This is a genomic window from Streptomyces mangrovisoli, assembly GCF_000974985.2.
Classification (GTDB): Bacteria; Actinomycetota; Actinomycetes; order Streptomycetales; family Streptomycetaceae; genus Streptomyces; species Streptomyces mangrovisoli.
In genome coordinates, this window is sequence record NZ_LAVA02000003.1 from 235,492 (window position 1) to 246,171 (window position 10,680).

10 protein-coding genes are annotated in these 10,680 nt (G+C 72.0%); 3 read left to right on the top strand and 7 right to left on the bottom strand.

Going from position 1 to position 10,680, the window contains the following annotated elements:
• Positions 1 to 55 precede the first annotated feature (55 nt).
• Positions 56 to 895: a nucleotidyltransferase domain-containing protein gene (locus tag WN71_RS02100; protein WP_046581524.1), complete on the bottom strand. Its 840-nt coding sequence runs from the start codon at positions 893 to 895 to the stop codon at positions 56 to 58.
• Positions 896 to 1,057: 162 nt separating this feature from the next.
• Entirely contained in the window at positions 1,058 to 1,732 is a 675-nt protein-coding gene (locus WN71_RS02105; protein WP_046581525.1) for a Crp/Fnr family transcriptional regulator, read from the bottom strand.
• Between the two features lie 311 nt (positions 1,733 to 2,043).
• Between WN71_RS02105 and nth the strand changes: the two genes are divergently transcribed.
• From nth to WN71_RS02120, 3 genes are all read left to right on the top strand, one after another.
• On the top strand, positions 2,044 to 2,979 hold the full coding sequence (gene nth, locus WN71_RS02110; RefSeq protein ID WP_107469536.1) for an endonuclease III: 936 nt from the start codon (positions 2,044 to 2,046) through the stop codon (positions 2,977 to 2,979).
• Positions 2,980 to 3,082: 103 nt separating this feature from the next.
• Positions 3,083 to 3,784, top strand: a complete 702-nt coding sequence (locus WN71_RS02115) for an NUDIX hydrolase (RefSeq protein WP_046581628.1) — start codon at positions 3,083 to 3,085, stop codon at positions 3,782 to 3,784.
• Positions 3,785 to 3,797: 13 nt separating this feature from the next.
• Positions 3,798 to 4,997 carry a MarP family serine protease gene (locus tag WN71_RS02120; protein ID WP_046581529.1) on the top strand — a complete coding sequence of 400 codons (1,200 nt, stop codon included), beginning with the start codon at positions 3,798 to 3,800 and terminating at the stop codon, positions 4,995 to 4,997.
• 49 nt (positions 4,998 to 5,046) lie between these two features.
• Here the strand turns inward: WN71_RS02120 and WN71_RS42485 are convergent, their stop codons facing one another.
• From WN71_RS42485 to acs, 5 genes are all read right to left on the bottom strand, one after another.
• Entirely contained in the window at positions 5,047 to 5,226 is a 180-nt protein-coding gene (locus WN71_RS42485) for a hypothetical protein (protein WP_079177587.1), read from the bottom strand.
• A 175-nt stretch (positions 5,227 to 5,401) separates the two neighbouring features.
• On the bottom strand, positions 5,402 to 6,352 hold the full coding sequence (locus WN71_RS02125; RefSeq protein WP_046581531.1) for an alpha/beta fold hydrolase: 951 nt from the start codon (positions 6,350 to 6,352) through the stop codon (positions 5,402 to 5,404).
• Positions 6,349 to 6,879: a phage holin family protein gene (locus tag WN71_RS02130; RefSeq protein WP_046581533.1), complete on the bottom strand. Its 531-nt coding sequence runs from the start codon at positions 6,877 to 6,879 to the stop codon at positions 6,349 to 6,351. Before WN71_RS02130 ends, WN71_RS02125 begins: the two co-directional genes overlap by 4 nt.
• 115 nt (positions 6,880 to 6,994) lie before the next feature.
• On the bottom strand, positions 6,995 to 8,365 hold the full coding sequence (nhaA, locus tag WN71_RS02135) for a Na+/H+ antiporter NhaA (RefSeq protein WP_420856441.1): 1,371 nt from the start codon (positions 8,363 to 8,365) through the stop codon (positions 6,995 to 6,997).
• Positions 8,366 to 8,691: 326 nt separating this feature from the next.
• Positions 8,692 to 10,647 carry an acetate--CoA ligase gene (gene acs, locus WN71_RS02140; RefSeq protein WP_046581537.1) on the bottom strand — a complete coding sequence of 652 codons (1,956 nt, stop codon included), beginning with the start codon at positions 10,645 to 10,647 and terminating at the stop codon, positions 8,692 to 8,694.
• Between the last annotated feature and the right edge of the window lie 33 nt (positions 10,648 to 10,680).

The following is a 10,680-nucleotide window of genomic DNA, read 5'->3' on the forward strand; positions in this document are numbered from 1 at the left end:
CCCGGCCGCACGGCGGAGCGGGTCCGCCCCCCCCGGCCGTACGGCGGTCACCGCGTCACGGCAGTTCCTGCCGCGCCGCCTTCTCGCCGTGCACGCGCGCGTACTCCCGCGCGAGCCAGGGCCCGAGATCGTCGACGTACGAGTCGAGTACCGCCCTGAGCCCGGCGGGGTCGCCGGACGGCTCCAGGCCGTACGCGGCGGCCTCGCGCATCGGCGCGGCCCGCTCGGGGTAGTAGCCGCCGAAGGCCTCGGCCATCTCGTGCAGGTCGCTGGTCCAGCCGTTCCAGCGGGGCATCACCAGGGTGAAGCCGGTGCGGACGAGGTGCCGGGACAGGGACCGGACCAGGGGCCGCAGGGCTTCCTGGGTGACGTCGGCGGCCGCGATCCGCTCGCGCCAGCGGGGCAGTCGGCGGCCGAGGTCGCCGTTGGTCTCGCGGGCGAGCAGCGCGTCGGGCCGGTAGCGGGGCAGGTACTCGGCGAGGTCCTCACCCAGCAGCGGGGTGCACAGGCAGGCCACGAACCAGCCCAGGTCGTGGCGCTCCCCCTCGCTGAGCACGCGCGCGCGGCCGACGAGGATCGTCCCCACGCCGTCGATCTGCGGGTACTGCTTGTCGAGGGCGTCGCCGAGGGCGTCCACCTGGGTGCGGTCCGGCGCGCCGGGTTCGTCGTGGAGGGCGACCAGCAGGTCCAGGTCGCTGTGGCCCGCGCGCGCGGTGCCGCGCGGGACGGACCCGTAGAGGTAGGCGCTGTGCAGGCGGGCCCCGAACGCGTCCAGGAGCCGGTCGCGGGCGGCCGCGACCACGGGCCGGAAGGCGTGCGGGATCTGTCCCAGGGACCCCTCACGTGCCAGGTAGCCCTGGGCGTCCAGGCCCCTGCTGCGGGTCGTGTCTGCCATGGGGCCACTGTGCCAACCCGCGCGGGTCCGCGGGGTCAGGACGGGGCGGTGCGCCGCCGAAAAGGGGCGCCTGGGGTGCGCACGGGCGCCCGCGCGCGGGCCGCTCGGCCGCACCGGTGGGCGCACGGGCCGCGGCCCCCTGGGCGGGGGCCGCTTGCGGCGTCAGCGCGAGCGCTTGGCGAGCCGCTCGACGTCCAGCAGGATCACCGCGCGCGCCTCCAGCCGCAGCCAGCCGCGCTGCGCGAAGTCGGCGAGCGCCTTGTTCACGGTCTCCCGGGACGCGCCGACCAGCTGGGCCAGCTCCTCCTGGGTCAGGTCGTGGACGACGTGGATGCCCTCCTCGGACTGCACGCCGAAGCGGCGGGACAGGTCCAGCAGGGCGCGCGCCACACGGCCCGGGACGTCCGAGAAGACCAGGTCGGACATCTGGTCGTTGGTCTTGCGCAGTCGGCGGGCGACGGCGCGCAGCAGGGCGCCGGCCACCTCGGGGCGCGCGTTCAGCCAGGGCTGGAGGTCGCCGTGGCCGAGGCCGAGCAGCTTCGCCTCGGTCAGCGCCGTGGCGGTCGCGGTGCGCGGGCCCGGGTCGAACAGCGACAGCTCGCCGATCAGCTCGCTGGGGCCGACGACGGCGAGCATGTTCTCGCGGCCGTCGGGGGACGTGCGGTGCAGCTTGACCTTGCCCTCGGTGACGACGTAGAGCCGGTCACCGGGGTCGCCCTCGTGGAACAGCGAGTCGCCGCGCGCGAGGGTCACCTCACTCATGGAGGCGCGGAGCTCAGCGGCCTGCTCGTCGTCGAGTGCCGCGAAGAGCGGATTGCGCCGCAGAACGTCGTCCACGAGTTCTCTCCTTGTCGACCTGCTCAGGGGTTCTTGCTCCCCCTACGTACACAGGGGGCCGTGTTCCCCATTTTGCCGGACGGTCCGAACAGTGTGATCTGTCACAAGGATGCCGCACTGGTGTCCCGAGGTACTCGGCAGGGGGCCAATCGGGGAGCGATCTTCGGTGACCGGGGCGATTGTCGGTGCCGGGCTCTAGGCTGGCCGGGTGTCCAAAGCGCCGGTGAGCACAGGCCAAGGGGGCTGGACGGGTGGCAGTACGACGTGATTCCGCTGTGGGCGAACAGAGGTCCGACCGTGCCGGGAAAACGGTGAAGACCGCGAAAACGGCGGCGGCGAAAACGGCGGCGGTGAAGAAGGCGCCCGCGAAGAAGGCGGCCTCCGCGAAGAAGGCGGCGCCCGCGAAGGCCGTCCCGGCGAAGGCGGCCTCCGGGAAGGCGGCCCCCGCGAAGGCCGTGGCCGGGAAGCGCGCCGGCGAGTCGCGCACCGCGCTGGTGCGGCGCGCCCGCCGGATCGACCGCGAACTCGCCGAGGTGTACCCGTACGCCCATCCGGAGCTGGACTTCGACAACCCCTTCCAGCTGGTCGTCGCCACGGTGCTGTCCGCCCAGACCACCGATCTGCGGGTCAACCAGACGACCCCGGCGCTGTTCGCCAAGTACCCGACCCCCGAGGACCTGGCCGCGGCCAACCCGGAGGAGGTGGAGGAGATCCTCCGGCCCACCGGCTTCTTCCGGGCCAAGACCAGGTCGGTCATAGGGCTGTCCAAGGCGCTGGCGGAGGACTTCGGCGGCGAGGTGCCGGGGAAGCTGGAGGACCTGGTCAAGCTGCCCGGGGTGGGCCGCAAGACCGCCTTCGTGGTGCTGGGCAACGCGTTCGGGCGGCCCGGGATCACCGTCGACACGCACTTCCAGCGGCTGGTGCGGCGCTGGGAGTGGACCGCCGAGACCGACCCCGACAAGATCGAGGCGGCGATCGGCGCGCTGTTCCCCAAGAGCGACTGGACGGACCTCTCGCACCATGTGATCTGGCACGGTCGGCGCATCTGCCACGCCCGCAAGCCCGCCTGCGGGGCCTGCCCGATCGCCCCGCTCTGCCCGGCGTACGGCGAGGGCGAGACGGACCCGGAGAAGGCGAAGAAGCTGCTGAAGTACGAGAAGGGCGGCTTCCCGGGCCAGCGCCTGAAGCCGCCGCAGTCCTATCTCGACGCGGGCGGCAAGGCGGCCCCGCCGCTGGGGGCCGGATGAGGGGCCTCCTTCCCGAACGGGTGAAGTCCGGGCCCGGGTCCGGCACCGCGGAACGATCTCGGGAACGCCGGGCGTTGGACAGGGCAGGACGACGGGGGTGGCGATGGGGCGCGTGAGCGACACGCAGGGCGGCGCGGTGGCGGTCAGCACGGAGGGGCTTCCGGACTGGCTCGACCCCGTCGTGCACGCCGCGCGGACCGTCCAGCCGCTCCAGCTGAGCCGCTTCCTGCCTCCGGCGGACGGCGCCGGGCGCCAGTCCGCCGTCCTCATCCTCTTCGGCGACGGGGACGGCGAGACCGGTCCCGAGCTGCTGCTGATGGAGCGGGCGAGCTCCCTGCGCTCGCACGCGGGGCAGCCGTCCTTCCCGGGCGGCGCCCTCGACCCGGAGGACGGCGACCCGAAGGGCGACGGGCGGCTGCGGGCCGCCCTGCGCGAGGCCGAGGAGGAGACCGGCCTCGACCCGGCCGGCGTGCAGTTGTTCGGCGTGCTGCCCACGCTGTACATCCCGGTCAGCGGCTTCGTGGTGACCCCGGTGCTGGGCTGGTGGCGCGAGCCCAGCCCGGTGGGGGTCGTCGACCCGAACGAGACGGCCCGCGTCTTCACGGTCCCCGTGGCGGATCTCACGGACCCCGCCCACCGGGCCACCCTCACCCACCCCAGCGGCTTCCGCGGCCCGGCATTCCTGGTCGAATCGACCCTCGTGTGGGGCTTCACCGCCGGGGTCATCGACCGCCTGCTGCACTACTCCGGCTGGGAGCGTCCGTGGGACCGCGACAAGCTGGTCACGCTCGACTGGCGGTCATGACAGGGTGGCTGCCGTGAATGTGCTGGACATCCTGTTGCTGGCCGCCGCCGTGTGGTTCGCGATCGTCGGCTACCGCCAGGGCTTCGTCGTCGGCATCCTGTCGGTCATCGGCTTCCTGGGCGGCGGACTGCTCGCCGTCTACACCCTGCCGGTGATCTGGGACGCGGTGACCGACAACTCCGAGGTCAGCCCGACCGCCGCCGTGGTGGCCGTGGTCGTGGTCATCGTGTGCGCGTCGGTGGGCCAGGCGCTCACCACCCACCTCGGCAACAAGCTGCGCCGGTACATCACCTGGTCCCCGGCGCGCGCCCTGGACGCGACCGGCGGCGCCCTGGTCAACGTCGTGGCGATGCTGCTCGTGGCCTGGCTGATCGGCTCCGCGCTCGCCGGGACCACCCTGCCCACCCTCGGCAAGGAGGTCCGCAGCTCCAAGGTGCTGCTCGGCGTCTCCCGCGCGCTGCCCACGCAGGCCGACACCTGGTTCGCGGACTTCTCCTCGGTCCTCGCGCAGAACGGCTTCCCGCAGGTCTTCAGCCCCTTCGCCAACGAGCCGATCAACGACGTGCAGCCCCCGGACCCGGCCCTCGCGGGCAGCGCCGTGGCCGCGCAGGCCCAGCAGTCCATCGTCAAGGTGACGGGCACGGCGACCAGCTGCGGCAAGGTCCTGGAGGGCAGCGGCTTCGTCTTCGGCCGCCGCCGCGTCATGACCAACGCCCATGTCGTCGGCGGCGTCGACGAGCCCACCGTCCAGATAGGCGGCGTGGGCCGTAAGTACGACGCCAAGGTCGTGCTGTACGACTGGAAGCGCGACATCGCCGTACTCGACGTACCCGACCTCCAGGCCCGCGCGCTGCGGTTCGCGTCCAAGGACGCGGCGAGCGGCGACAGCGCGATCGTCGCCGGCTACCCCGAGAACGGCTCCTACGACGTCCGCTCGGCGCGGGTGCGCGGACGCATCACCGCCAACGGCCCGGACATCTACCACCGCGGCACCGTGCGCCGCGACGTGTACTCGCTCTACGCGACCGTCCGCCAGGGCAACTCCGGAGGCCCGCTGCTCACCCCGCAGGGCCAGGTGTACGGCGTGGTCTTCGCGAAGTCCCTCGACGACGCCAGCACCGGCTACGCCCTGACCTCCGACGAGATCCAGCAGGACATCGCGAAGGGCCGTACGGCGAACGAACAGGTGGACAGCGACAGCTGCGCACTGTGACGAAGGGTCGCCGGCGCCGGTCCCGCGCCGGGACGGCCGGCCGGTGGCGTCAGCCCCGGGAGTGACGCAGCCGTACCGACACCCAGCGTGCCCGGCGGCGCAGAATATGCGGAATACCCACGCGCGGATCGGTGTCCGTGCCCGGCAGCTGCGGTGCGCCGCGCTGCGAGCTCAGGTTGCCCGAGCGACGGTTGCGTGCTGCGTCACTGTAGTCGTGCGTCCAGCCCATACCCCGACGTCTGCCCCTGCCCGAAGGTCGATAACCGCCTCCCGGCCCCCCAATCGGCCTATGCGCCAGGCATGTGGCTGTTCGAGGAACAGGTGTTCTGTTCCGCATACCGGGCGCACCAGCGGTCCGGGCACCCGGCGCACCCGCGTTCCCCGCACGGGGCGCCTCAGCGCGCTCAGCGGTCCGGTTCGGGGTCCTTGAGCCAGTTGATCAGTTCGGAGGAGAAGGCGACCGGGTCCTCCTCGTGCGGGAAGTGCCCGAGGCCGTCGAAGAGCCGCCAGCGGTACGGCGCCTCGACGTACTCCCCGGAGCCCGCGGCGGAGCGGGTGCGCATGACGGGGTCCAGGGAGCCGTGCAGATGCAGCGTCGGCACCCGCACGGGCCGCTTCATGCGCCGGTTGAACAACATGCCGTCCGGCCGGGCCATGGACCGCACCATCCAGCGGTACGGCTCGATCGCGCAGTGCGCCGTCGACGGGATGCACATGGCGCGCCGGTAGACCTCCACGGCGTCGTCGTCCGGCAGGTTGGGCCCGGACCACTCCCGGATCAGCCGGCCCACCAGCTCCCCGTTGTCGGCGGTCAGCTGCCGCTCCGGGATCCACGGGCGCTGGAAGCCCCAGATGTAGGAGCCGGCGGAGGTCTGGCGGACGTCGGAGAGCATCGCCGAGCGCCAGCGCCGCGGATGCGGCATGGAGGAGACCGCGAGCCGCCGTACGAGCTTCGGGCGCATCGCGGCGGCCGTCCACGCCAGATAGCCGCCGAGGTCGTGCCCGACCAGCGCGGCGTCCGGCTCGCCGAGGGAGCGGACCACGCCGGTGATGTCGAGGGCGAGGTTGGCGGGGTCGTAGCCGCGCGGGGTGCGGTCGCTGCCGCCCACGCCCCGCAGGTCCATCGCGACCGCGCGGAAACCGGCGTCGGCGAGGGCCACCAGCTGGTGCCGCCAGGCCCACCAGAACTGCGGGAAGCCGTGCAGGAACATCACCAGGGGGCCGTCGCCCAGCTCCGCGATGTGGAAACGCGCGCCGTTGGCGGCGACGTCCCGGTGCGTCACCTTGTGGCCGCCGGGTACGTCGATGCGTACGACCGAGGCAGGTTGCGCCGAAGGGGTGGCGGGGTCCGTCATGACGACGAGCGTGCCACAGCCTCGATGGCCGCGGGGGTCCGGTCCTCCAGGGCCCGGTCGTCGAGCGTGTCGGGTTCGGGGCGCGGGTGCGGCTTGGCGTTCTGGAGCACGTTCGCCGTCTCCTTCATCGACGCGGCGACCTTCTGCGGGCCCTGGCTCTTCTTGGCCTTCTTCGCGAAGATCACACCGACCAGCGCGAGGACGGCCGCGATGAGGACGTTCGCGGCGAAGGACAGCAGGAAGCACCAGCCGAGGTTCCAGCCGCCCTCGCCGTTGTGGCCGCCGGTCCAGGCGTGGATGCCGTACGCCAGGGCGAAGTTGAGCATCGGCAGCGAGAACACCAGCACCGCGCCGGCCGCGGAGAACGCGCCGCCGCTGGTCGCGCCGCGCTTGACGTCCTGCTTCAGCTGCGCCTTGGCCAGCGCGATCTCGTCGTGCACCAGCGCCGACAACTCCGCCGTCGCCGACGAGAACAGCTGGCCGATGCTGCGTTCGGCGCCGACCGGGCTGCCGTCGGGTGCGCTCATCGCGGTCTCCCTCTTCTGCCTGTGTGCGCGGTCCGTCCGCGCCGGTAGGGGCCGACTCGTTCGGCCCGTATGTACTGACTGCGAACGGTCCCGTGTTTTGTACCGTCCCGTCAGATCATGCCGGACGGTCGTTCTCCGCGCCTGCCCCGCCCGGCACTTCGGCACGCCCGAGTTGCTCCGCGGCCTTCGTCCGGGCGATCCGGCGGTGCTCGGCGGCCTTCTGTTCGTAGATCTCCGCCATGCGCAGGTGGTACGCGGGATTGCCCTCCTCGTAGATGTCCGGGATGCCGTCCTGGTCGTCGTCGCGCTCCTCCGCCTCGCACAGCCGGCGGTAGCGCGTGTTGCGCATCTTCAGCAGCGCCGTGGCGAGGACGGCGGCGATGAAGGAGCCGATCAGGACGGCGGCCTTGACCTCGTCGGTCAGTACCGGGGCGCCCGCGAAGGCCAGCTCGCCGATGAGCAGCGACACGGTGAAGCCGATGCCGGAGAGCACGGACACCGCGAACACGTCGCCCCAGGCGAGATCGTCGCTGAGCGACGCGCTGGTGAAGCGGGCCGTGAGCCAGGTGCCGCCGAAGATGCCGACGCTCTTGCCGATGACGAGTCCGAGCACCACACCCAGCGTCTCGGGCTCGGTGAAGACATCCCCGAGCGCCCCTCCGGAGACCGTGACACCGGCACTGAACAGCGCGAACAGCGGCACCGCGAGCCCCGCGGAGAGCGGCCGCACGAGATGTTCGACGTGCTCGCCCGGGGAGTGCTCCTCGCCCCGCTCGGGGTGCGCGGTGCAGCGCAGCATCAGGCCCATCGCGACGCCGGCGACGGTGGCGTGCACGCCGCTGTTGTACATCAGCGCCCAGATGACGAGGGCGAGCGGGACGTACCAGTACCAGCCCGTCACGCCCTTGCGCAGCAGCAGCCAGAAGACGACGAGCCCGAGCACGGCCCCGCCGAGCGCCCCGAGGTGGATCCGGTCGGTGAAGAACACCGCGATGATCAGGATGGCGATCAGGTCGTCGACGACGGCGAGCGTCAGCAGGAAGGCGCGCAGGGCGCTGGGCAGGGAGGTGCCGATGACGGCGAGCACGGCGAGCGCGAAGGCGATGTCGGTCGCGGTGGGCACGGCCCAGCCGTCGCCGGAGCCGTGGCCGGTGAGGCTGGTGAGGGTGTAGACGAGGGCCGGTACGGCCATGCCGCACACCGCGGCGGCGACCGGCAGGGCGGCGGCGCGGGGGTCGCGCAGATCGCCCGCGACGAGTTCCCGCTTGAGCTCGATGCCGGCGACGAAGAAGAAGAGGGTGAGCAGTCCGTCGGCGGCCCAGTGCTCGACCGACAGATGCAGGCCGAGGGCCGAGGGGCCCAGGTGGTAGTGGCTGACGGCCTCGTAACTGTGGTGCAGCGCGGGGATGTTCGCCCAGAGCAGCGCGGCGATCGCCGCGATCAGCAGCAGGACGCCGCCCACGGTCTCGGTGCGCAGCGCGTCCATGACGAAGGTCCGCTCCGGCAGTGAGAGACGGCCGAGGACCTTTCGGGTGACGGAACGGTTCGCCGGCACGGCGGGGACCTCCGGTGGGTGGGCAGGGCGGGGCACATGCCGACCAGACTTCCCGGCGCACCTGTCACCTCTGGGCACCCGCTGCTTCGGGTGCCGCCATTTTGCTTACTTTACCTAACGTGCGCGGGGAGTAATCCGGTGATCCCCACATTAAGTGCGAAGCGGGCACCCGGCATTCATTCGGGGACGCCGAAGGGGGGCACCCCGCGCCTCGGCGCCGGGTGCCCCCCTCGCTGTCCGGTGCTGTGCCGGCCGGCTCAGTCCTCGCTGGCCGCCGCGGGCAGCTTCGTCTGGATGAGGTCCATGACGGTGGAGTCGGTCAGCGTGGTGACGTCTCCGAGCTCACGGTTCTCCGCCACGTCGCGCAGCAGCCGCCGCATGATCTTCCCGGAGCGGGTCTTCGGCAGCTCCGCCACCGGCAGGATCCGCTTGGGCTTGGCGATCGGGCCCAGGGTCGCCCCGACGTGGTTGCGCAGCTCGGCCACCAGGTCGGCGCTCTCGGCAGCGCTGCCGCGCAGGATCACGAACGCGACGATGGCCTGGCCGGTCGTCTCGTCCGCCGCGCCGACCACGGCCGCCTCGGCCACCGACGGGTGCGAGACCAGCGCCGACTCGACCTCGGTGGTGGAGATGTTGTGCCCGGAGACCAGCATCACGTCGTCCACCCGGCCGAGCAGCCAGATGTCGCCGTCGTCGTCCCGCTTCGCGCCGTCACCGGCGAAGTACTTGCCCTCGAAACGCGACCAGTACGTGTCGAGGAACCGCTGGTCGTCGCCCCAGATGGTGCGCAGCATCGACGGCCACGGCTCGGTCAGCACCAGGTAGCCACCGCCGCCGTTCGGCACCTCGTTGGCCTCGTCGTCGACGACCGTCGCGGAGATGCCCGGCAGCGGGGTCTGCGCGGAACCCGGCTTGGTCTGGGTGACGCCGGGCAGCGGCGAGATCATCATCGCGCCGGTCTCGGTCTGCCACCACGTGTCGACGATCGGCGTGCGGTCCGCGCCGATGTGCTTGCGGTACCAGATCCAGGCCTCGGGGTTGATCGGTTCACCCACCGAGCCCAGCACCCGCAGGCTGGACAGGTCGAACTTCGCGGGGATGTCGTCGCCCCACTTCATGAACGTGCGGATGGCGGTGGGCGCCGTGTACAGGATCGTCACCCCGTACTTCTGCACGATCTCCCAGAACCGGCCCTGGTGCGGGGTGTCGGGGGTGCCCTCGTACATCACCTGCGTCGCGCCGTTCGCCAGCGGCCCGTACACGATGTACGAGTGCCCGGTGACCCAGCCGACGTCCGCCGTGCACCAGTAGACGTCCGTCTCCGGCTTCAGGTCGAACACCGCGTGATGGGTGTACGACGCCTGCGTGAGGTAGCCGCCCGAGGTGTGCAGGATGCCCTTGGGCTTACCCGTCGTACCGGACGTGTAGAGGATGAACAGCGGGTGCTCGGCGTCGAACGCCTCCGGCGTGTGCTCGGCCGGCTGCCGGTCCACCGCCTCGTGCCACCACACGTCGCGGCCCTCGGTCCAGGCGACCTCCTGGCCGGTGCGGCGGACCACGAGCACGTGCTCGACGTTGCCCGCCTTGGTGACGGCCTCGTCCACGGCCGGCTTGAGCGCGGACGGCTTGCCGCGCCGCCAGCCGCCGTCGGAGGTGATGACGACCTTCGCGTCGGCGTCCTGGATCCGCGTCGCGAGCGCGTCCGCCGAGAAGCCGCCGAAGACCACGGAGTGGGCGGCGCCGATCCGGGCGCAGGCCAGCATGGCGATCGCCGTCTCGGGGATCATCGGCATGTAGACGGCGACCCGGTCGCCCGCCCGCACGCCCAGCTCCAGCAGGGCGTTGGCGGCCTTGGAGACCTCGTCCTTCAGCTCGGCGTAGGTGAGGGCACGGCTGTCGCCCGGCTCGCCCTCGAAGTGAATGGCGACCCGGTCGCCGTGGCCCGCCTCGACATGCCGGTCCACGCAGTTGTACGCCACGTTGAGCGTGCCGTCCTTGAACCACTTGGCGAACGGCGGATTCGACCAGTCGAGTGTCTCGGTCGGCTCCTTGGCCCAGGTCAGCCGACGGGCCTGCTCGGCCCAGAAGCCGAGCCTGTCAGCCTTGGCCTGTTCATACGCCTCCGCCGTCACGTTGGCGTTCGCGGCCAGCTCGGCGGGGGGCGCGAACCTGCGCTCTTCCTTGAGCAGGTTGGCCAGGCTTTCGTTGCTCACGACATCTCCCTCTCGCAGGGTGTCCGTTGTGTC